Source organism: Mesorhizobium sp. L-2-11 (assembly GCF_016756595.1).
Classification (GTDB): domain Bacteria; phylum Pseudomonadota; class Alphaproteobacteria; order Rhizobiales; family Rhizobiaceae; genus Mesorhizobium.
The window spans coordinates 4,253,836-4,275,803 of record NZ_AP023257.1 but is presented as its reverse complement, the minus strand read 5'-3'; the positions used below and the strand labels follow the sequence as shown (position 1 = coordinate 4,275,803).

Below are 21,968 nucleotides of genomic sequence, written 5' to 3'. Positions count from 1 at the left end.
GAAAGCCGTAGCGATCCTTCGCGCCCCCCTCTGTCCTGCCGGACATCTCCCCCACTTGGGGGGAGATTGGCAGCTTCCGCGTCCCGACTGCCTAAAACCGTTGGAGATTGTCGAAAGCCAATGCGACATCCAATCTCCCCCCTTGAGGGGGAGATGTCCGGCAGGACAGAGGGGGGTGCCCCTCCAGCTTGACAGCAACCGCTTACTTCACCGCGCCGGCGGTCATGCCCATGATCAGATAGCGCTCCAGCGCGATGCCGATGACGGCGAGCGGCGTTATTGCGGCGGTGGCGAGTGCGGCCATCGACCACCAGTTGATGCCCTGCGAGCCGGTCTGGCTCGCCACCATGACGGGAATCGTCTTGGCGTCGGTCGAGGTCAAGAGTGCGGCGAAAAAATACTCGTTCCAGCACAGCACCATCGCCAGGATGAAGGCCGCGACCATGCCCGGCAGCGCGATCGGCATGACGATGCGGAAGAAGGCGCCCCAGATCGACAGGCCGTCGACGAGGGCTGCTTCCTCCAGTTCGACCGGGATCGAGTTGAACTGGTCGCGCATGATCCAGATGACGATCGGCAGCACCATCAGCGTGTAGAGCAGGATCAGCCCGATGCGCGTGTCGAGCATGCCGACTTCCCGGTACAGCACGAGAAAGGGCAGGGCGAGCACCACCGGCGGCAGGATCAGTTGCGACAGGAAGAAGAAGGAGATGTCCTCGTTCTTGAACCAGGCGAAGTGATAGCGGAAGCGGGTGAGGCCGTAGGCGGCGAGGCTGCCGATGACGATGGCCAGGCTCGATGCGCCGACCGAGGTGATGACCGAATTCATGAAGCGCTTGATGAACTCGTCGCGCACCGTCGAGGTTCGGAAGATCGCATCCGGCGACAGGCCGAGCGAGCGCCAGCCCTTCCAGTCCGGCCGGAAGTCGACGAACGGGATGAGATGGCCCTGGGTGACGTCGACGGCGGTCTTGAACGAGGTTGTTATCGTCCAGTAGATCGGGAACAGGCAGATGAAGGCCCAGAACACCAGCGCGCCATAGATGAAGACGCGGTTGGCGAAAAAGCTCGCCGGCGAGCGGATTTCGGAAGCGGCATAATCGGTGGTCTGGACGCTCATCTGGCCGCCTGTCAATTGACGTTGCGCACGAAGCGGTTGGCGAATTTCAACAGCCACGTCACGAACACGATGATGATGATCAGGTAGGCCATCGCCAGCATGGTGCCGTAGCCGACATTCGAACGGTCGCGATACTCGCGGTAGATGAAGCTCGACACGGAATCGGTCGCGCCGCCCGGGCCGCCCGAGGTGACGGTGATGATGATGTCGGCAAGCTTCAGCTTGAAGATGATGCGCAGGATGATCGCCGTCACCGATACCGGCAGCATCAGCGGGAAGGTGACCTGCCAGAATGTCTGCCAGGCATTGGCGCCGTCGACCCTGGCCGCCTCAAGCACCTCGCGCGACATCGCCTGAAGGCCGGCGAGCAGCATGATCATCATGAACGGGATGAACGTCCAGGCATCCAGCACCATGATCGAGATGCGGGCGGTGATCGGGTTTGAGAAGAAGGCGGGGTTTTCCCAGCCGAGCTGGCGCGCCAGCGCCGCGGCCGGCCCGAAGCGGTATTCCATCAGCGACTTGCCGATCATCCACGACACCGCGACCGGCGACAGCATCAACGGCATCAGGAAGACGACGCGGAAGAATTTGCGCGCGCGGATTTGCGCGTTGAGCAGCAAAGCGAGGCCAAAGGCGATGACATATTCGACCAGCACCGCCAGCACATAGAGCACCATGTTGAACAGCGCGTTGCGGTAATAGGGATCGGCCAGCATCTGCCAGAAATTGTCGAGCCCGTTGAACTTGCGGCCGGAGAAGGAACTGAGGTTCCAGTCGGTCAGCGCAATGTAGAAGCCGAACAGCGTCGGGAAGATCACCATGGCGATGGTGAACAGCAGCGCCGGCAGCAGGAACAGCGCGCGCTGGCCGTCTTCGCCACGCGTCAACACCTGGCCGATGCCGAGCGCTATACCCCACAGCACATAGGCATAGACGACCGGCCGCCAGGTCTCGAAGCCGATGGTGTCGACCTCTGTTTTGTAAAGGATCTGGACTGCGATCACGGCCAGCAGGCCGAGCGTCGCTGCGGCCATCAACGCCCGGCCGAGCCGCTTGCGGCCCGGCGATATCAGATCGGCTGGAGCGGCGTTTGCCGGCCACGCACTGGTGGGCAAGGTCTGGTCAGCCACGCGTCTCGTCCGTTCACTGAAGGCTGCTATGACCGGCTAGCCGGTCAAACTGTGCTATGACCGGCCAGCCGGTCAAACTGAAGTCCGGCGGCTTGCATCGCCGGACCACGGTTCCCAAAATCTCAGCCTACATGCCGAGCGAGCCCTTGTAGAGCTTGACCTGGTTTTCGCGGCCGATCTGGTCGGTCAGCTTCTCCCAGGCGGCCGCAATGGCGTCGGCGCCTTCCTGCGCCGTCATCTTGCCGGCAAATGTGTTGGCCAGGATGTCCTCGGCGGCGCTGTAATATTGGAAGATGCCGGGGATGCGCGGCTCGATCGCGGCGTTCGGATGGTTGTAGCTGTCGGCCTCCGACTTCAGATACGAGGTGATGAACGCCTCGTCGTAACCGGCCGCCACCCATTCCGGAATGTTGAAATGCGAGTTGCGGTAAGGCTGGAAGCCGGACGGATACGCCGCGCACCAGAGCGACAGGTCCTTGCCGCCGAGATGGGCGGCGGCAGACCAGGCCGCCTTCTTCTTCTTTTCGTCGCTGTCGACACGAGCCATGACATAGACGCCCCAGCCGAGATAGGCGCAGTTCGGCGCATGGTTCGGGCCGCTGGCCAGTTTGTCCCACTGGCCGGTCTTGGAATTGTAGACGTCATCCGAGCCCGGCAGGATCGAGAAGCCGGTGACGTCGCCGACGACAGAGCTGTCGTTGGTCTTGACGTTGGAGCCGACGTCGCCCCACCAGGTGACCATCGAACCGGTGCCGGCCAGGAACTGCTGGAAGGCGGTGGTGTTCGGGTCGGCGTTGATCTGGTCGGCAGGCTCGGAAGGCAGTGCGTCGATCACGTCCTGGATGGCCCGCACCCAGGCTGGATTGTTGATGCGCGGCTTCATCGTATCGGCATCGAACAGCCAGGCCTTGTCGTCGGGATGCTTGGCATAGGCGCTGGCGCGGCTGCCGAGGAAGTAGAAGCCGAAGCCGCCCCAGGCCTTGGGCGCATCGAGATAGCCGAAGACGTCCTGGCCCTGGAACTGCTTGCCCTTGAGGAATTTTGTTACCGCCTGCACCTGCTGCCAGGTCTTCGGCACGCCCCATTCACCGCCACCGCCGCTGTCCTTCCATGCCTTGGCGAGGTCGGCATCGGCAAACACGTCGGTGCGGTAGTTGAAGTTGTGCGCGTCGCCGTCGACGGTCACCCGGTACTGCTTGCCGTCCCAGGTGCCGACCGGCGGCTGCAGGTAGGCGACGACGTCCTTCATGTCGATCTGGTCCTTGACCCAGTCCGGCATTTCGGAAGTCAGGCCCTTGCCGCAGACGTCGCCTTCGAACGGCGCGCCCATCTCGATGATGTCGAAATCGACGGTGCCGGTGGCGATCGACTGCTGCAGGCGGGCATTGTAGTCCGCCTGCGCCAGGTCGATCCAGTTGATCTTGGCGCCGGTATAGGTCTCCCACGGCTTCAGGAAGCCGCGAAACAGCACATTGTGCAGGTTCTGGTTGTTGAGCCCCATGAAGGTGAGCTGGACGCCGGCGAATTCGCCTTCCTTGACGTTGGCCTTGGTCGCCTCCATGCAAAGCTCGCCGACCTGCTGGAAGTCGGCATCGGTCGGCTGGCCCTTGCCGACGCCGGGGATCTGCAGGATCTGCGCGCGCAGTTCGCTTGCGGCGGAAGCCGGGCGCGTCAGCGCGCCAAGCCCGGCGCCGGATGCCGCTGCGATCGCGGCCATGCTGGCTGCGCCCTTGAGGACGTCGCGGCGCGTGGCTCCCGCACTGACAAGTTGATTGTAAAGGCTGACTTTCATTTCGTTCCTCCCAGAATCTTATGGTGCCAGAATCTCGTGATGATCGAGAATCTCAACGGAGATTCTCAACGGTGATTGTTCGGGTGTTTGGAGCGCTGGACGTGTTCCCCAACAACAGCGGCTCCTCAAGTTTTCCTCCCGCGACGCTTCGATTTCCGTGGTCCGGACCAGCGTGCCGGCGCGCCCGGAACAGGGTCAAAACTCCAGCCCTTTCACTATTCTCACAACCAGGTGCCGTGTCAAACGAGAATGGGGTTTTTTATCTATAAAAGACTGACTTGCCCTCGCTGTTTGCGTTGTTTAGCTTCACCGCAACGAAAGGGGGGCCAATGGCTCAAGTCGCGATCAGCAATGTGGCCAAGGCGTTCGGAACCGTCAAGGTTCTGCACGGTGTCAGCGTCGACATCGCCGACGGGCAGTTCGTGGTGCTGGTCGGCCCTTCGGGGTGCGGCAAGTCCACGCTGCTCAGGATGGTGGCGGGGCTGGAGACCGTTTCCGGCGGCACGATCGCCATCGGCGACCGTGTCGTCAACCATCTGCCGCCGGCCAAGCGCGACATCGCCATGGTGTTCCAGAATTACGCGCTCTATCCGCACAAGACGGTCGAGCAGAACATGGCCTTTGCGCTGAAGCTGCGCAAGACCGATCCGGCCGATGTCGCCGAGCGGGTCAAGCGCGCCGCCGATATTCTCGACCTCAATCCCTATCTCAAGCGCTATCCGCGCCAGCTCTCCGGTGGCCAGCGCCAGCGCGTCGCCATGGGCCGCGCCATCGTGCGCAACCCGCAGGTGTTTTTGTTCGACGAGCCGCTGTCGAACCTCGATGCCAAGCTGCGCGTCCAGATGCGCACCGAGATCAAGGAACTGCACCAGCGGCTGAAGACCACCACCATCTATGTCACGCACGACCAGATCGAGGCCATGACCATGGCCGACAAGATCGTCGTGATGCGCGACGGCCGCATCGAGCAGGTCGGCGCGCCGCTGGAACTATTCGACCGGCCGGCCAACCTGTTCGTCGCCGGCTTCATCGGCTCGCCGTCGATGAACCTGCTCAAGGGCGTGGTGCGCAAGGGCGACAAACCCATCGTCGAGATCGCCGGGACGCCGTTCCCGATGGCGGCGCACAGCAAGGTGGAGGATGGCCGCAATGTCGTCTATGGCGTCCGGCCCGAGCATCTCGAAATCCACCCCGACGGCGTGCCGGCAAAGATTTCCGTCGTCGAGCCGACCGGTTCCGAAACGCTGGTGTTTCTGCGTTTCGGCGAGGGCGAGATGGTGGCGCTGTTCCGTGAGCGCCACGATTTCAAGCCGGGCGACACGCTGCATCTGAAACCGCGGCTCGACCAGGTCCATCTCTTCGACGCAGAGACCGGCAATCGTCTTTAAAACACTTTGAATTGGGCATGATCTTGTCCGAAAACCGACAACGCTTCGGGATCATGCGCCAGGCTTGGCATCAAAAAAGCCCGTTCGGGAGGGAACTATGCTCAAAGGGATCAATCCGCTGCTCAATGCCGACGTGCTCCAGGCGCTGCGGGCGATGGGTCATGGCGACGATTTGATCATCGCCGACACCAACTTCCCCGCCGATTCGGTCGCCCGCCAGACCGTGCTCGGCCGGCTGCTGCGCATCGATGCGCCGGCGGCTGACGTGGTCAAGGCGGTGCTGTCGCTCTATCCGCTGGACACTTTCGTCGATGATGCCGCCGCGCGCATGGAGGTCGTCGGCAAGCCGGACGAGATCCCCGCCGTGCAGCAAGAAGTGCAAAGCGAGATCGATGCGGCGGAGGGCAAGGCCTGGCCGATGATCTCGGTCGAGCGCTACGCCTTCTACGAACGTGCCAAAAAGGCCTATTGCGTCATCCAGACCGGCGAGCGCCGCTTCTATGGCTGTTTTGCCTTCCGCAAGGGCGTCGTGCCGCCGGACGCGGAGTAGCGGGATGCCAAGCACGCCTGTGGTCATCAAGCCTGTCGTCATATTGGGCGTCTTCGTCGCCGACACCGCCTACCGCGCCGCCCGCCAGCCGCGCATGGGTGAGACGCTCCTTGGCACATCCTTCACCCTCGGCCCGGGCGGCAAGGGCTCCAACCAGGCGGTTGCGGCCGGCCGTCTCGGCGCCGACATCACTTTCCTGACGCGTCTTGGCGTCGATCCCTTTGCCGATATGGCCAGGCAGACCTGGATGCAGGCCGGAGTGAAGAGCGCCGTCATCGACACGCCGCAGAGTTATACCGGCGCGGCCTATATCTTCGTCGAGGAGATGAGCGGCAACAACGCCATCATCGTCAGCCCGGGTGCGGCCATGCTGATTTCCCCCGATGACATCGAGGCCAACGCCGGCCTGATCCGCTCGGCCGGCGTCTTCGTCACCCAGCTCGAGCAGCCGATCGAGGCGGCGATGCGAGCGCTTGAGATCGCGCGCGGGGCAGGGGTGACGACCATCCTCAACCCGGCGCCGGCGGCAAGCCTGCCCGAGCGCATCTACACGCTCTGCGACTATGTCACGCCCAACGAGACCGAGGCCGAGGAACTGACCGGCATCAAGGTGTCGTCCATCGACGAGGCCCGCCGCGCCGCCGATCGTTTGCTTGGAAAGGGCGCCGGCGCGGTTATCGTGACGCTCGGCGAACAGGGCGCGCTATTGCACACGGCCAGCCGCTCCGACCATGTCGGCGCGATCAATGCCGGCCCTGTGGTCGAGACCACCGGCGCCGGCGACGCCTTCAACGGCGGCCTGGCAGCAGCACTTGCGAGAGGCGTGGAACCGCTGCAGGCAGTCCGCTTCGCCTGCGCCGTCGCCGGCATCTCGGTGACGCGACCGGGCACGGCGCCGTCGATGCCGACGCTGCAAGAGGTCGAGGCGCTGCTCGCCAGGGGGTGAGTGCCGAGGCTGAAGCTGCTGATCTCCCCCCTTGAGGAGGGAGATGGCCGGCAGGCCAGAGGGGGGTCGCCGCGGGTCGAGCACCAACTCCACCGTCGCAAGAGAGAAGGCCGCGCCCAGTCGAGCCGACCCCCCTCTGCCCTGCCGTGCCTCTCCCCCTCAAGGGGGGAGATTGGCAGCTTTGCCTGCAGCGCTTTTTCTGCAACGTTGAGGATTGGCGAAAGTGGTCGCGACAGCCAATCTCCCCCCTTGAGGGGGAGATGGCCAGCAGGCCAGAGGGGGGCGCCTCGCTCTGCCATCAAAGGTTCTGCACCGTCGTGACGCTCTGAGGTAACGGCATGATGGGGTGGACGGCGCCCGACGGCATCGGATGTGCCAGAATGAGTTCGTTGAGATCTCAAACAAGGGAGCCGTCCGTGGAACAGCTTATCCGTATTGGCATGGATACGTCCAAGAGTGTTTTTCAGCTGCATGGTGTCGACGCTGCGGAGCGTCCGGTGCTGGTGCGTAAATTGCGACGGCGGGCGGTAGTCCCGTTCTTCGCCAAGCTTGCGCCAGTGAGGATCGGGTTGGAGGCGTGCGGCGGCTCGCATTACTGGGCGCGCACGCTGTCGGGGCTGGGTCATGAGGTGGTGCTGATCGCGGCGCAGCACGTGAAGCCGTATGTGCGGCGCGGCAAGCATGACGCGGCTGACGCCGAGGCGACCTGCGAGGCGATGAGCCGGCCCAGGACACGCTTTGTTGGGGTCAAGAGCGGCGAGCAGCAAGCGGCGCAGATGCTGTTTGGGGTGCGCGAGCAGCTGGTGCGGCGGCGCACGCAGCTTTCCAACACGATCCGCGGCTACGCAGCCGAATTCGGCCTGGTGGCCGCACAAGGCCTTGCCCGCATCGAGCCACTGCTGGCCCGCATTGCCGGCGACGCGACGGTGCCGGCGCTGGCAAAGGAACTGTTTGAGACGCTCGGCGAGGAATACCGCGCGGTGTGCGCGCGATACGCGGCAATCGACAAGAAGCTGTTGGCCCATCACCGCAAGGACGAGACTGGACAGCGACTGGCTGCGATGCCCGGCGTCGGGCCGGTCGTGGCGAGCCTGCTCGGCGTCAAGGTCACTGATGCGACAGCGTTCGGCTCGGGACGCGACTTCGCGGCGTGGCTGGGGCTGACGCCGAAGAACCATTCGACCGCCGGCAAGAACCGGCTGGGGGTGATCACGCGGGCCGGCGACGAGATGCTGCGGCAGGCGCTGGTGGTGGGCGCGACGGCCCACATCCAGCAGGTGCGTCGCGGCCGCGCCAAGGCCTCGCCGTGGCTGGCGGCGTTGATTGCGCGCAAGCCGCCGAAGCTGGCGGCTGTGGCGCTCGCCAACAAGACCGCCCGCATGGCCTGGAAGATGATGATCACCGGCGAGCCGTACCGTTGCGGCCCATCCGGGCAGCCTGACGCCTCCTCGCCGCCCTCAAGGCCGCTTCGCGCCGCCTGCGGCGGTGGCCTGCGGCCAGCCCTGACCGCGGCTCAGCACGGCGCTGACATGCCCGGATAGGCCGCAACGGAGGAACACCGAACACAAGCTCTTGCAACGGAAGGAAGATGGACGTGATCGATCGATCCGTGACGCGCGAAACTCCGAGGGATCCATTGGCCAACGAAACCGCTGGCATGATTGGAACGGGCGTCGCGAACCCCACCTTGGCCAGCGGCCGCACGGACCGCGCTCAAAGGCCGGACATATGGACGCAAACGATCGAAAACGACGCAAGACAACCGTTGCAGGCAGGGCGCCGTCCACATATGGATCCCAGGGTCTGCGCGCGTCGCTTCGCTCCTTGCTTGCCCTGGGATGACGAAGTGGAGAGGTGTTTCGGCTAATCTCCCATGCTTGCGATTCGCCAGCGACGGGAATTATCGACTTCGCTGCCGATCGCCGATCTGTCAAAGTCTCTGTGTCGGGGCTCTGCGGCAGCGCGAAGGCTCGTCGGGATCAACATCCAGCGATCATCCACCAGCGCGTCAGGAACCATGTCGGGAGCAGCGGGTTTGGCTTGGATGCCGACACGTTCGGTCCACCCATTCTCCAAGGAGAATACGATGACATCAGCAAGCAAAACCACAGCGGTCGCCGCTGCCTTGGCCATGCTGGCCTCGCCGGCGCTATCCCAGATGAGCCCACCAGCGCCCGCCGCACCCGCACAGAATCAAGGTTCACAGCCGTCGCCAGGCGGACCAACCGAAGACTCCATGCGCCAAATGATGCGTGAGATGATGACCGAGATGCTGGAGGAGAGAATGCAGGAGGATCGCCGCCCGCGAGCAGAGCGGCGAGGTGGCGATCGTTGGCATCGCGATTTCCGAAGGCATGATGGGCGCCATATGAGAGGCGGGATGATGCATGGCGCACGGATGCGGATGATGTTCGCCATAGTCGACGCCGACGGCGATGGTGCGCTTTCTCAAACCGAGGTTCAGGATTTTGTCGAGCGGATATTCAACGCCGTCGACGAGGACGGCGATGACAGCATCGACAGGGAGGAAATTCGATCCTTCTTCCGCGGAGGTGGCGACGACACGGGTGAATAAATCCGCAGAACCGCTGCAGACGGTCCGCTTCGATCGTTACCCGCCTCCCGCTGTCCTGCCCCTCTTTGCCAAGACTCGGCATCTCCCCCACTTGAGGGAGATTGGCCTTCATCACTGATTTCGCCAACCACCAACCTTGCAAAAGGGACGCTGTCCGCGAAGCTGCCGATCTCCCCCCAAGTGGGGGAGATGCCGAGTCTTGGCAAAGAGGGCAGGACAGAGGGGGGCGCTGTCCCGCCGCCATCGTAGGTTCTGCGCTGTCGTGACGCTCTGAGGTAACGGAACGGATCCCAAGGTCTGCGCCGCGTCGGCCGCGCAGCCTCGCTGGCGCTCTCGACTTAGTCCATTCCGGCCATGGTGACATATTAGCCACAGTTAATATCAATCGCCAAACCCATCTTGCGTCTTTGGCACAGGTGTCCCGTAATGGGTCACTGGGTCTGGCGCCGCCATTGCACGGTCAGTAATGCCGGGGGGCAATTTTGACCTGGCAATCGAGGGGGGTGATTGGGGGACCCCGCCGCTTCGCAAATGGAGCGGCGGGTCTTTCACGGCCCATCACGAGCCGCCGACGGACAGGAATGTTTCTCGCGGAGGCGCTCTAGCCGCGAACGCTGGTCAATTCGCGGACCTCCGCCCGCAGCGCCTGCAACTCCGCCAGGATCATGGCCTGATCGCTGTGCAGCGTCGCCCTGTCGGCCGATTCCACGGCTTCATGCTCGGCCTCCATCGCCGAAACGATCACGCCGATGAACAGATTGAGCACGGTGAACGAGGTCGCGATGATGAACGGGATGAAGAACAGCCAGGCGGCCGGATAGACCGCCATGACCGGGCGCACCACGCCGTCCGACCAGCCCTCGAGCGTCATGACCTGGAAAAGCGTGAACAGCGAAGCCGGTATGCCGCCGAACAGTTCGGGAAACGACGCGCCGTAGAGTTTTGTCGCCATCACCGCAAAGACGTAGAACACCAGCCCGAGCAACAGCATGATCGAGCCCATGCCGGGCAAGGCGGTGATGAAGCCGGTGACGACACGGCGCAGCGACGGAACGATGCTGATCAGGCGCAGCACGCGCAGGATGCGCAGCGCCCGCAGCACCGAGAGCGAACCGGTGGTGGGGATTAGCGCGAAACCGACGACGAAGAGGTCGAAGATGCGCCATGGATCGCGGAAGAAACGCGTCCTGTAGACGACCAGCCGGATCGCGAGTTCGACCACGAAGACGCCGAGGATCGCGCGGTCGATGGCCGTTAGAAGCGGGCCAAAGGCAGCAATCGCGTCGGGCGAGGTTTCGAGGCCGAGCGTGACGGCGTTGATCAGGATCAGGACCATGATCGCGAGGTCGAAGCGGCGTGATTCGATGAGCGACTTCAGGGCATCCAAGGCTTGTTCTCCGTTAGAGCATCGGACCCGAAAGTGGGAACCGGGTTCGGGAAAATTGAATGCTCAAACGCATATGGCCGGCTTGTGACGCACCGAACAAAAAAGTTGAAACTCTCTTTGATGGCGGGAGCGAGGCGCCCCCCTCTGTCCTGCCGGACATCTCCCCCACTTGGGGGGAGATCGGCCGTCACCGCCGCCTTCGCGAACCACGACCGTCGCAGGATTGAGCGGTGCGTCAAAGCTGCCAATCTCCCCCCTTGTGGGGGAGATGTCCGGCAGGACAGAGGGGGGCGCCTCGCTCCGCCATCACAAACGCGCCCGGAACCATGCGGGGGAGCAGCGGGTTTGCCTTGGATGCCTGGACAAGAATTCGGGAAAGGAACTCGGAAATGGCTGGTCTCGTTGGCAAGTTTGCCGGGAAAACCCCGGCGCCTCGCAAGGGCATGGCTAGTCCCAGACTGAGTGAGAAAGCCTTCAAGGCAAGGTACAAGCAGCAATTCGTCGACCCAGCGTTCGAACCGCTCGCCCAGTCGATTGAGCAGATCGCTTCGATCGCTTGGCAGGCTTATGCGGATTCCCGCAAGAGCCCGATCACGAGGAAAGCCGGACCTGCGTTCAGCGACCCCGACTACGATCTGTCCGTCGATTGGATTGCGGCACACGAAGGTGTGCTACAGGCGCAGCGTCGGTACGAGGATCTGACGGCGCCGCCGCGTCTGTTGATCATCAACGGGTCGTCGCGCAGCGAGCATACCTGTCCCCGCGAAATGTCGAAGAGTTTCCGGCTCGCCGAAATCGCCCGTGAGACCATCGACAAGGAAACGAAACTTGCGGTCGAAATTCTCGATCTGTCGCGACTTGCTTCCGAATACGGGAGGAACATCCATCCGTGCAAGGCGTGCTTTTCGACGGCCGCACCGCTCTGCCATTGGCCCTGTTCCTGCTATCCCAATCATTCGCTTGGGCAAGTCCAGGACTGGATGAACGAAATCTACCCGATGTGGGTCGCCGCCCATGGCATCATGATCATCACCCCGGTGAATTGGTATCAGGTTTCCTCACCTGTCAAACTGATGATGGACAGGCTTGTCTGTGCTGACGGTGGCAATCCAGACCCTTCGCTGACACAAGGCAAGGATGCGGCAAAGGCAAAGGAGGTCGAACTGGCCGGGTGGGACTATCCGCGTCATCTGGCAGGCAGGCTGTTTTCTGTGATTGTGCACGGCGATGTCGAAGGTGCGGAGAATGTGCGGCATTCCATCGCTGACTGGCTGCGCTTCATGAAGTTGTCGCCGGCCGGCCCGAGCGCCGAGCTTGACCGCTACATCGGCTACTGGAAGCCGTACGCTACAAGCCACGATGAACTCGATGCCGACGAGACAATCCAGGAAGAAGTTCGCAATGCCGCCCGCGCGCTCGCCGAAGCCGTCGTCGAACGTCGGGCGGGCCGTTTCCGTCAGATCGGCATCGGCCTGGAAGACCCGCGGCAAAAATAGGCGATCCCGATCACCGAAGCCCGGAGTCCCCGAATTCTGCACGGAATCCAGTCCGAGCCTGGTCGGCGAACGTGCCGAGCATCGGCTCACGGAGCGTTGAGAAATGCTCTTATGAAAGCCGCGAGTGCCGCGCCGAGCTGGATCTGCAGATCAGCCTGCTCAACGAGCAAGAAACCACGCGACTGATCGAACTGACGGGGCGTTTGAAGGTTCCGACGCCGGCAGATGACGAACTGCCCCAGCCAGCTCAGAACGTCGATCCTCAGGGGTGATGCCAGATCGAACAGGTTTCTAAAATTCAGACCAGGCGCTGGGATTTATCGGGTGCCAGGGTCGACCCGAATATCTGAATTGCCGGTCCGGCATTTTTTTCATTTCCAATCAGCCAAGTGATTGAAAATGGCGCGAGTGACGGGGCTCGAACCCGCGACCTCCGGCGTGACAGGCCGGTGAAAAGCCAAGCCTTATCAACGACAGTTTCGATAGCACTGTGTGCCGAATTCGCAACAAAACGGGTCAAAGTTGAAACGCGGTCGCAGTGTTGGAACGACACTGTTCGATGAGCTATGTTCTGAGGTCCCTAGGCCCCCACGTGAGGACTTTGATGACTCTATCGGTTGTTGTGATCACACCGCAATTGGCCTTCGCCGGAGCTGATCGGCGATACAGTGATGTCGAAGCCCTGCGCGACTTCAAGGCGGCCAAGATCTGTGCCCTGGATACCGCCGATGGCTATGGATTGATCACATTCGCTGGAGCGGGTGCACGGGCAAGCAAAACTCCTTTCGAGTTAAGCGACTGGATCACGCATGTCCTGCGCGGTTCGGGGCGAACTCTAGATCAAAGCTTACATGCGATCGCTAAGGCCGCCACCGAACAGAAGCTCCACACGTACGATAAGGGCGGCCATGCATTCGGATTTGCTGGGTTCAGAAAGGGCAAGATGTGCTTACAAATAATCACTTCGCAGCCGCAGCTATTTTCAATGCCTGCCAAAGGAAAGGCGGTCCAGCTGCAGGTTCCGCATTCCTTGGAACCCTTCCAAGTCATCAATATCAACATTTTGCCGAGCCGTAAGGCCCTCGGATTCCTAATAGGAAGCGGTGCAAAACATCTGACCGGCGGAACGATTCTCAATCTTTCCAGACAAGCTAGACGGGCCAATTCCAAGGAAATCGCCGGAGATCGCTGGGCCATCATGTGGGCTTACATCAATAGGTTGGTGGCGAGGCGAGAGTCATCGGTTGGCCCAGAGGCAATGTGTGCCTGGAGGTTTAAGGGCGGCGGCGGCGCTCACATTGCTTTTGCCGCCGACGGCTCTCGAGAGAGGAACTCCGGAAGCATGCCGTCCGTACTTCACGGCCTGCCTTTTAGTGACATCGCAGATAGCCTAATGGCACATTTCGCGACTCACGCTGCAAAAGATTCTTCGAACCCTATGCCGGAATTTAACCAAGAAATTCTGGATAAGCTTATGGCGGGCGTTTCGTTCGAACCGAAAACGAAATTTTGACAGAACCTTCAGCTTGGGAAGCGACGTGCGCACGCTTACGCCGGCGCGGGCCGTGCAGACGGCGCAGGAATGGGGCTTTTTGATCGAGCGCACCAAGAGCGGCGAGGCGGCGTTCGGCACGCTGTCGCCGCGCATGCAACGGCTGGTGCTGGCCTATGTCGAATCGCTCGGTGTCACCCTGCTCGACGATGCGCCGATCTTCCGCTCACGCGGCTTCACGCCGGGCGCCAACGGCGGCCGGCCGCGCGCCGGCGTGCCCTACACCAAGGATGCGCTGGTCGACGACTTCGCCGCCCTGCGCACGCTTGTTTTCGGGGCAGGGGAGAAGCGACGGCTGATGGACATGCGGCGTTCCGGCGCGGTCGAGGCCAATGCCGGCGGCGCCTCCGTCGAGGCGATCTCGGCCAAGATGGGCAACTCGATCGACGAGAATAAGGCGCTGCAAAAGACCTATATGCCGGTCAATCTCGCGGCCGTCCGCTCGGCCGACGCCTCTCGCCGCAAAGGCCGCAAATTGCTCGGCCAGGAACGCAACGAATACAAAAAGTTGAAACTCTCAGGAAAATGAAAGTTGAAACTTTTTCAAGGGGCGGTGCCAACCCCTTGAAATGAATGGCGCGAGTGACGGGGCTCGAACCCGCGACCTCCGGCGTGACAGGCCGGCGCTCTAACCAACTGAGCTACACCCGCGCAAGACGAGCACGGTCAGCCGTGTTCGTCGTTGGGGCGGTGGATAAGGCGTAAGCCACCGGGTGTCAAGCGGAGCGCGACAGCATAACAGCAAACAGGAGAAGGTTTTTTGACAAGCCGGATTTTGCCGCCGAAAACGACCAGCGGCGAGGGCGTTGTGCGCTCATTTGGCCTTGCGAACCCCGTCCTAACTGCTTAAAGGTCCGCCCCGGAGCGGGCGATTAGCTCAGTTGGTAGAGCGCTTCGTTTACACCGAAGATGTCGGCGGTTCGAGCCCGTCATCGCCCACCATTCCTTATGGAAAACCGCGATATGAGCCTGGCGCTGTTCACCCTGTTGGGTATCGCGATGTGTCCGTCCGCGATGAAAGTTTGTAACCGTGGCGGTCATAGCGCGGTCTTGCCTTCTCCCCTTGTGGGAGAAGGTGGATCGGCGCGCAGCGCCGAGACGGAAGAGGGGTGTTGGACGGAGTGCGGTTTTTGCCAAGCTGGAACACCCCTCATCCGACCTCGCTTCGCGAGGCCACCTTCTCCCACAGGGGGAGAAGGGAGAGCCAATCTCGAATGTCGGCGATTTGCGTGACGATGGTGTTGCGGGATATTCGCGCAAACTAGGCTCCGTTAATGCCGCAAGTTTGTCGGGTTGGAGCGGGCGGGGTTACAGAACTATCAAACGAATAAGCGATCTGTGACGGAACCACTGAACCGGCCATAGTCCGCAAATGCGACCGCGTCGCTGCAACTCGAACAAGAGTTGCACTTGGCTTTAACCTACTTCTGTCTCCAGCAAGATAGAAATCTTAGACGTGCATGGCTGTTTAACTCGTCATTAACCATGTGTCGGCCGAAATTGTCCGGTTAACGCTTGACGCAATTATCAAGCTTATGCTCCGAGCCTCACCGATATATGAGTCATAGCAATGTGCGGATTCGGGGGCTATTTCGGTTCGATCCGGGATGCGGAAGCTTTGCTTGCGCGGATGATCGCTGCGATCGCCCATCGCGGGCCGGATGAGCAAGGAAAATTTATGACAGCCGACGCTGGCCTCGGCCATGCGCGGCTGTCGGTGATCGGCATCGGTGATGGCCAGCAGCCGATGTCCGACATGTCGGGCAATTTGACGATTGCGTTCAACGGCGAGATTTTCAACTATTTGGAACTGCGCGAAGGGCTGATCGCCAAGGGCCGGCGCTTCCGTACCTCGAGCGACACCGAGGTCATCCTGCACCTCTTTGACGAGATGGGCGAAGACTGTCTGTCGCTTCTGAACGGCGATTTTGCCTTCGCGATTTGGGATAACAGGCGCCGGCGCATGGTGCTTGCCCGAGACCGGATGGGGGTCCGGCCGCTGTTCTACACGAGCAAGGACGGCGTGCTGTACTTCGCGTCGGAGATCAAGGCCCTGCTGAAGGTCCCCGGCATCTCGGCCGAAATCGATCCGACAGCACTCGACCAGATCTTTACGCTGTGGGCGCCGATCGCTCCCCGCACGGCTTTCCGCAACATCCACGAGCTGGAGCCGGCGAGCATGATGATCGCGACACCGGGGCAGGTCACGGTCAAACGCTATTGGCAGCTCGACTATCCGCATCGCGACGCGCCATCGAAGCTCACCAACGAGGACGATGCGGCCGAGGAACTGCAGGCGCTGTTGAGCGATGCGGTGAGGCTTCGCATGCGCGCCGACGTGCCGGTCGGTTCTTATCTTTCGGGCGGGCTTGATTCGTCCCTGGTTTCGGCGCTTGCCGCCGGCATGACTCCTCTCCAGCTGCAGACATTTTCGGTGACGTTCGACAGCGCCGAGCACGACGAAAGCGCCTTCCAGACCGAGATGGCTTCAGCTCTTGGCACCCGGCATCGAACCATTGCCTGCCAGGCCGGCGATATCGCCGGCGTCTTCCCCGAAGTCATCCGCTTTGCCGAGCGGCCGATCATCCGCACCGCCCCGGCCCCGCTCTATCAGCTGTCCGGCCTCGTTCGCCAGGCCGGCCTGAAAGTGGTGCTGACCGGCGAGGGCGCCGACGAGGTTTTTGCCGGCTACGATATTTTTAGAGAAGCGCGCGTGCGCCGGTTCTGCGGGCGGCAGCCGGCATCGCGCATCAGGCCAAACCTGTTCCGCAGGCTTTATCCCTATCTGCCGGGCCTGCAGCAGCAGTCCGTGGAGTATTTGGCGGCGTTCTTCGGCGCCGGCAACACCGGCAACACTGCGCTCGACGATCCGCTGTTTTCGCATCGGCCGCGCTTCAAGACCACGGCGGCGACAAAAATCTTCTTTTCCGGGGACCTGCGCGCGACGTTGAAGGGCTATGATGCGGCCGAGGAACTGGTCGGCCGGTTGCCCCAGGCTTTTTCCCACTGGCACCCGCTGCATCAGGCGCAATATCTCGAAAGCCGCTTCCTGCTGCCGGGTTACATCCTCTCCAGCCAAGGCGATCGGATGGCCATGGCGCATGGTATCGAAGGGCGGTTTCCCTACCTCGACCATCGCCTGGTGGAATTTGCCGGAAAACTTCCGCCGGAAATGAAGCTGAAGGGATTGGTCGAAAAACACATATTGCGCAAAGTGGCGGGGCATCTGCTTCCCGCCGCGATCCGGGAGCGTAGCAAACAACCCTACCGGGCTCCGGAAGCCCGCTCCTTCGTAGGAGCCGGTGAGCTGGACTATGTCAGCGATTTGCTGTGTGAAGCAAGCATCGCTGCCGGCGGACTGTTCAACGCCAAGGCGGTAGCCAGCCTTCATGAGAAATGCCGCACGCAGCCAGCGTCCGGGTTCCGCGACAACGCGGCCTTCGTCGGCATCCTGTCGACGCAACTGTGGCAGAAGAATTTCACCGGCCAAGAGGCCGGTGCAGCAAGAGCAGCCTGAGAAATGCAGGGAAGGAAAAAATGATGATTACAATCAAGGACAAGGTCAGAGCCTTTATCGTCGACAACTTCTTGTTCGGCGACACGTCGTACGAACTTGCAGATACCGCCTCGCTGATCGACAACGACATCATCGACTCGACCGCCGTGGTGGAACTCGTGGCCTTCATCGAGGATACCTTCGGCATAGCGATGGTCGATTCCGACATCGTGCCGGCCAACCTGGATTCGGTCGACCGTATTTCGTCCTTCATCAAGGCGAAAGCGCCGACAGTCTAAGGCTGATCGGCGAGGAGGAGCGTCTGTGCGGATCGAACATTTTCTGGCCGCGAATGCCGCTGCCCAACCTTCCAAGACGGCATTGATCACCAGAGATAAAAGGCTGAGCTACGACGAACTGGATGATCTTTCGAGCCGTCTTGCCGCTGCCCTTTTCCTGAACGGCGTCAGGCGCGATGATCGGGTTGTCGTTTTCATGGACAATTGCTGGGAGGCCGCGGTTTCGATTTTCGCCGTGCTCAAGGCAGGGGCGACCTTCAGTCCGGTCAACCCATCGACCAAGGCCGACAAGCTTGCCTACATCATCGGCGACTGCGACGCTGCCGCTATTCTCACGCAGGCAAAACTGATGCCCGTGGTCGCCGAAGCCTGCGGCGGCAACACCGGCATCTTCGTGGCTTCGACCGTCGGCGCCGATGGCCAATGCCCGGTGGGGGCGACGTCCCTGGCCGACTGTCTGACGCTCGAAGCCGGAGAGATAGACCACCGCGGCATCGACGTCGATCTGGCGATGTTGATCTACACGTCGGGCTCAACGGGCCGGCCCAAGGGCGTGATGATGACGCACCGCAATTGCGACGCGGCGGCGGACTCCATCACCACCTATCTGCGCAACACGTCCGACGACATCATTCTGAATGTCCTTCCTCTCGCCTTCGACTACGGCCTCTATCAATTGCTGATGGCCGTCAGACTCGGCGCCACGCTGGTGCTCGAGAAATCCTTCGCTTTTCCTCAGGCGGTCTTCGAACGCATTCGCGAGGAGGGCGTCACCGGTCTTCCGCTGGTGCCGACGATGGCTGCGATGATCCTGCAGATGCGTGACCTGGAGCCGGGTTTCCTGCCCAGCCTCCGCTATATTTCCAACACCGCGGCGGCCTTGCCGCCGGCCCATATCGAACGCCTGCGCTGCCTTTTCCCCGGCGTCAGGCTCTATTCGATGTATGGCCTGACCGAATGCAAGCGCTGCACCTATCTGCCGCCCGAGGAGCTCGACCAGCGGCCGGGTTCGGTCGGCATAGCCATTCCGAACACCGACGCCTTCGTCGTCGACGACAACGGGCAACGCGTGCCGCCGGGCGTGGCGGGTGAGCTGGTCATTCGCGGTCCGCATGTCATGCAAGGTTATTGGCGCAATGAAGCTGCGACGGAACGAGCGCTGCGACCGGGCCCGAACCCTTGGGAGAAGGTCCTCTACACCGGTGACCTGTTCAGGACCGATGAGGACGGCTTTCTCTATTTCGTCGGTCGCAAGGACGACATCATAAAGACGCGCGGAGAGAAGGTGGCGCCGAAGGAAGTGGAAGCCGTGCTTCACGCCCATCCCGGCATCACGGAGGCCGTTGTCGTCGGCGTGCCGGATCCGCTGCTCGGGCATGCGATCGGCGCGCTCGTCATTCGCTCGGACCCGACGCTCAGCGAAAAAGATGTCATGCGCCACTGCGCCCGTCACCTCGAGGATTTCATGGTCCCCAAAATCATCGAATTCCGCCTGGAATTGCCAAAGACGGATACGGGCAAGGTCAGCCGCCGGCTTGCGTCGCAGATGATGGAGGCCGCGCAATGAGCGTTCGCCCCGGCGATGACGCGCGGACCATTCTGGCGCAGGCTCTGGCGATCGATTCTGCCGCCGAAACGGACAGGATCGTGACCGCCTTGCGCCAGCAGTTGCGCGGCATGCGCAAGCGCGGCCTCGTGCTCGGTCTTTCCGGCGGCATCGATTCCAGCGTTTCGGTCGCGTTGGCGGCGCGAGCCGTCGGGCCCCAGAATGTATTGTGCCTGTTCATGCCGGAAAACGATTCCGATCCGGAAAGCCTGCGGCTCGGCCGGCTTGTCGCCGGCACTTTCGGTGTCGAGGCCATTGTGGAGGATATCGGGCCGACCCTGCGTGCCATGGGCTGTTATCAGCGCCGCGACGCCTTCATCCGCGAATTGGTCCCGGACTACGGCGAAGGCTGGGCCTCGAAGATCGTGATTGCGAACGCCCTCGAGCATGAGGGCTACAACATTTCGTCGCTGGTGGTGCAGGACCCCAGGGGCAACCAGACCAAACTGAGAATGCCGCTGCCGGTCTATCTCGGCATCGTCGCCGCCACCAACATGAAACAGCGCACCCGCAAGCAGATCGAATATTTTCATGCCGACCGTTTGAACTTCGCCGTTCTTGGAACGCCCAACCGGCTGGAATACGATCAGGGCTTCTTCGTCAAGAACGGTGACGGCGCGGCGGACGTCAAGCCGATCGCCCATCTCTACAAGACCCAGGTCTATGCGCTGGCGGCCTATCTCGGTGTTCCAGAGGAAATCCGCAACCGGCCGCCGACCACCGATACCTACTCGCTGGCGCAGACGCAGGAGGAGTTCTACTTCTCGCTTCCCTATGACCGCATGGATCTTTGCCTTTGCGGCCTCAACAACGGCGTGGCGGCCGAAGTGGTGGGGCAGGCGGCGGGACTGGACGCCTCGCAGGTGGAACGCGTCTGGGCCGACATCGCCGCCAAGCGCAAGGCGACGCGCTACCTGCACCTGCGCCCGCAACTCGTCGATGAGGTCGAGGAAATCGATACCTGAACGGCTACTCCAACCTTGCAGCGGCGAGCGCTTCAGGTGAAGCGGCCGCCGATCAGCCGGCTCCACTGCTCGCCCGCAAGCCCGTTCAGGAAAGCTTGCGCGTTCTTCATGGCATGCAAAAGTTCTGGATCACGTGAATGCACCACGGTCGAGGCGACGGTCAGGAAAGCGATGCGTCGCCCAAGCATTGCTTCCAGAAGTGCGGGTTGAATGCGTCCGCGCAGGCCGCTGACGCCGCGCGCGGCGGCATCATCGGGGTCGGTTCCGGCTGAGTGCGAAATGACACCCTAAGCGGCAAGGACGAGCTTGCCATAATAGGGTCCATTCTGGAGGAGGCAGACCTACGTTCTCATCAACACTGTGGCAATGTTCTTGTCATGAAGACGGCGACGATTCGAGATTGCCGTGTCTTCATTCGACAAGCGTGCTTTTCTCCGTGGATTCTGCAAAAGTACAATTCTTGGCGATAATTTCGAACTGAAAATCGCTCCCGCTTAGCATAAATAAAAATCTAGAGAATCCTTCATATTCCTCATTTTTATAATTTTCTGCCAGAACAACATCGTACGGAAGCTGCTTCTGGCTATTTAGAATGCCATTTACCGACATATGTATGCAAAACTCAAAATACAATTCGGGAATGCGATCCTTTCCGCCGGCCCGATACCTAAAATGCACCCTCGCATCGGTACCGACATAGGAGACGCCAAAGTCCCCATACCCACTTGAGTCATAAGGCAATTGCAGGAATTCTTTCATGAGACTTGCCTACTCTTACCAGAGACCGGTTGCACGACCTATTGCGCCTAGAAGTCCGCCACCCGAATTCCCGTTAGACGCACTCGCACTTCCGGCAGATGCACCTGAACTCTCGCTCTTTGGCGCAGAAATGGTCTGCCCAGGAGGTATGTTGTTTCTTTCAAGCTGAGCTCTCAATCGATCCATTGCGTACTTGTCCTTCGTCTTATCTACAATATTCCATTGTGACCGCGGTACATTGGCGCGCTCCAAAGCAGTCGCCGTGCGGGTGTTCATAATATACCCTTTTCCATTAACTCTCCCGGTTTCAACCGAGAGTTGGCTTGGTTTTACTTGTCCACTTTTTATCGCAGAGGCGAGGTCATCAATCGTACTTATTTTCGTTCCAGCCAATTTTGAATATTGTGCTCTGCCGAACGAGCTGAATGTTTCGCTAAATGTCCGTTGAGCGTAGCTTAGGCCCCTTAAGGTGCTTGCTCTAGCCATGCCTTGGCCGATACCCAAAGCGACGCCGCCGGTAGGAGCAGACGCAGCGCCAAGCGCCATATTTGCCAACGCTTCCGTCTCACTTGTCTGCGCTATATCGTCAGGCGTGGTGGGGGTATTGGCTTCGGTGGTAGAAGCGAAGTAGCCTACTATCGCACCGGCGACCCACCCTCAAATATGACCATTTGGATCGCTTTTATTGACAGGATCATTTTCGGCGTAGGCGTATCTGTTTGTTCCGACCCCCGGCATTGTCGGGTCCATCGTGTCGGGAGATATGAAACGCACCGGAGTAGCCTGAGCCCCGCTGGAAAGTGGCAACAAGTGTGGTCTGAATGCCGAAGCGGCGTAACCGCCGGCCGTGCCGGCGACCGTCATCGAGATCGCCAGCATGACCGCCAGCAAGCGTTGAACGATC

The 21,968-nt window shown here is 61.3% G+C and carries 20 protein-coding genes, 2 tRNA genes and 1 pseudogene; 14 read left to right on the top strand and 9 right to left on the bottom strand.

Translation table 11 applies throughout. The annotated features are described in order from the left end of the window. Window positions 1-202: 202 nt before the first annotated feature. From JG739_RS20525 to JG739_RS20515, 3 genes are all read right to left on the bottom strand, one after another. A complete protein-coding gene (locus JG739_RS20525; RefSeq protein ID WP_023798337.1) occupies window positions 203-1,120 on the bottom strand; it encodes a carbohydrate ABC transporter permease in 918 nt (305 codons plus the stop codon). A gap of 11 nt (window positions 1,121-1,131) precedes the next feature. Then, on the bottom strand, window positions 1,132-2,253 hold the full coding sequence (locus JG739_RS20520; protein WP_202363130.1) for a carbohydrate ABC transporter permease: 1,122 nt from the start codon (window positions 2,251-2,253) through the stop codon (window positions 1,132-1,134). A gap of 127 nt (window positions 2,254-2,380) precedes the next feature. Then, complete coding sequence (locus tag JG739_RS20515) at window positions 2,381-4,045, bottom strand: ABC transporter substrate-binding protein (RefSeq protein ID WP_202363129.1); 1,665 nt, start codon at window positions 4,043-4,045, stop codon at window positions 2,381-2,383. A gap of 329 nt (window positions 4,046-4,374) precedes the next feature. Between JG739_RS20515 and JG739_RS20510 the strand changes: the two genes are divergently transcribed. The 4 genes from JG739_RS20510 to JG739_RS20495 all read left to right on the top strand — a co-directional run bounded on the left by JG739_RS20510 (window position 4,375) and on the right by JG739_RS20495 (window position 8,470). Then, on the top strand, window positions 4,375-5,433 hold the full coding sequence (locus tag JG739_RS20510; RefSeq protein WP_202363128.1) for an ABC transporter ATP-binding protein: 1,059 nt from the start codon (window positions 4,375-4,377) through the stop codon (window positions 5,431-5,433). 97 nt (window positions 5,434-5,530) lie between these two features. Beyond that, window positions 5,531-5,983, top strand: coding sequence for an RbsD/FucU family protein (locus JG739_RS20505; RefSeq protein WP_202363127.1), 453 nt, complete (start codon window positions 5,531-5,533; stop codon window positions 5,981-5,983). 4 nt (window positions 5,984-5,987) lie between these two features. Beyond that, window positions 5,988-6,929 (top strand): ribokinase, encoded by a 942-nt coding sequence (gene rbsK / locus JG739_RS20500; RefSeq protein WP_202363126.1) that lies wholly within the window; start codon window positions 5,988-5,990, stop codon window positions 6,927-6,929. Between the two features lie 416 nt (window positions 6,930-7,345). Beyond that, the gene (locus tag JG739_RS20495; RefSeq protein WP_446720507.1) at window positions 7,346-8,470 is read left to right on the top strand and encodes an IS110 family transposase; all 1,125 of its coding nucleotides are present in this window, start codon (window positions 7,346-7,348) and stop codon (window positions 8,468-8,470) included. A gap of 322 nt (window positions 8,471-8,792) precedes the next feature. On the opposite strand, the gene JG739_RS20490 is transcribed toward JG739_RS20495, so the two are convergent. Then, a complete protein-coding gene (locus tag JG739_RS20490; RefSeq protein ID WP_202367724.1) occupies window positions 8,793-9,062 on the bottom strand; it encodes a hypothetical protein in 270 nt (89 codons plus the stop codon). 124 nt (window positions 9,063-9,186) lie between these two features. Here JG739_RS20490 and JG739_RS35435 point away from each other — a divergent pair, with 124 nt between their 5' ends. Then, on the top strand, window positions 9,187-9,504 hold the full coding sequence (locus JG739_RS35435; RefSeq protein WP_244749493.1) for an EF-hand domain-containing protein: 318 nt from the start codon (window positions 9,187-9,189) through the stop codon (window positions 9,502-9,504). A gap of 601 nt (window positions 9,505-10,105) precedes the next feature. On the opposite strand, the gene JG739_RS20480 is transcribed toward JG739_RS35435, so the two are convergent. Continuing rightward, window positions 10,106-10,891: an ion transporter gene (locus JG739_RS20480; protein ID WP_202363125.1), complete on the bottom strand. Its 786-nt coding sequence runs from the start codon at window positions 10,889-10,891 to the stop codon at window positions 10,106-10,108. Window positions 10,892-11,280: 389 nt separating this feature from the next. Between JG739_RS20480 and JG739_RS20475 the strand changes: the two genes are divergently transcribed. The 4 genes from JG739_RS20475 to JG739_RS20460 all read left to right on the top strand — a co-directional run bounded on the left by JG739_RS20475 (window position 11,281) and on the right by JG739_RS20460 (window position 14,468). Beyond that, on the top strand, window positions 11,281-12,387 hold the full coding sequence (locus JG739_RS20475; protein ID WP_244749492.1) for a flavodoxin family protein: 1,107 nt from the start codon (window positions 11,281-11,283) through the stop codon (window positions 12,385-12,387). Window positions 12,388-12,458: 71 nt separating this feature from the next. Further along, a complete protein-coding gene (locus JG739_RS20470) occupies window positions 12,459-12,659 on the top strand; it encodes a hypothetical protein (protein ID WP_202367723.1) in 201 nt (66 codons plus the stop codon). Between the two features lie 332 nt (window positions 12,660-12,991). Next, the gene (locus JG739_RS20465; protein WP_202363124.1) at window positions 12,992-13,900 is read left to right on the top strand and encodes a hypothetical protein; all 909 of its coding nucleotides are present in this window, start codon (window positions 12,992-12,994) and stop codon (window positions 13,898-13,900) included. Between the two features lie 25 nt (window positions 13,901-13,925). Beyond that, entirely contained in the window at window positions 13,926-14,468 is a 543-nt protein-coding gene (locus JG739_RS20460; protein WP_202363123.1) for a hypothetical protein, read from the top strand. 45 nt (window positions 14,469-14,513) lie between these two features. On the opposite strand, the gene JG739_RS20455 is transcribed toward JG739_RS20460, so the two are convergent. After that, window positions 14,514-14,590, bottom strand: a tRNA-Asp gene (locus tag JG739_RS20455). Between the two features lie 215 nt (window positions 14,591-14,805). Here JG739_RS20455 and JG739_RS20450 point away from each other — a divergent pair. The 5 genes from JG739_RS20450 to nadE all read left to right on the top strand — a co-directional run bounded on the left by JG739_RS20450 (window position 14,806) and on the right by nadE (window position 20,305). Then, window positions 14,806-14,881: transfer RNA gene (locus JG739_RS20450), tRNA-Val, on the top strand. Between the two features lie 628 nt (window positions 14,882-15,509). Beyond that, a complete protein-coding gene (asnB, locus tag JG739_RS20445; protein ID WP_202363122.1) occupies window positions 15,510-17,456 on the top strand; it encodes an asparagine synthase (glutamine-hydrolyzing) in 1,947 nt (648 codons plus the stop codon). Between the two features lie 20 nt (window positions 17,457-17,476). Next, window positions 17,477-17,734: an acyl carrier protein gene (locus JG739_RS20440; RefSeq protein ID WP_202363121.1), complete on the top strand. Its 258-nt coding sequence runs from the start codon at window positions 17,477-17,479 to the stop codon at window positions 17,732-17,734. 25 nt (window positions 17,735-17,759) lie between these two features. Continuing rightward, window positions 17,760-19,301 (top strand): class I adenylate-forming enzyme family protein, encoded by a 1,542-nt coding sequence (locus JG739_RS20435; RefSeq protein ID WP_202363120.1) that lies wholly within the window; start codon window positions 17,760-17,762, stop codon window positions 19,299-19,301. After that, window positions 19,298-20,305: an NAD(+) synthase gene (gene nadE / locus JG739_RS20430; protein WP_202363119.1), complete on the top strand. Its 1,008-nt coding sequence runs from the start codon at window positions 19,298-19,300 to the stop codon at window positions 20,303-20,305. The genes JG739_RS20435 and nadE overlap by 4 nt, the downstream gene beginning before the upstream one ends. Window positions 20,306-20,337: 32 nt before the next feature. Here nadE and JG739_RS20425 read toward each other — a convergent pair. From JG739_RS20425 to JG739_RS20415, 3 genes and pseudogenes are all read right to left on the bottom strand, one after another. Then, window positions 20,338-20,559, bottom strand: a pseudogene (locus JG739_RS20425) (hypothetical protein); the annotation flags it as partial. A 157-nt stretch (window positions 20,560-20,716) separates the two neighbouring features. Then, the gene (locus JG739_RS20420; RefSeq protein WP_202362814.1) at window positions 20,717-21,064 is read right to left on the bottom strand and encodes a hypothetical protein; all 348 of its coding nucleotides are present in this window, start codon (window positions 21,062-21,064) and stop codon (window positions 20,717-20,719) included. 657 nt (window positions 21,065-21,721) lie between these two features. Continuing rightward, window positions 21,722-21,955 carry an RHS repeat-associated core domain-containing protein gene (locus JG739_RS20415; RefSeq protein WP_202362815.1) on the bottom strand — a complete coding sequence of 78 codons (234 nt, stop codon included), beginning with the start codon at window positions 21,953-21,955 and terminating at the stop codon, window positions 21,722-21,724. Window positions 21,956-21,968 lie beyond the last annotated feature (13 nt).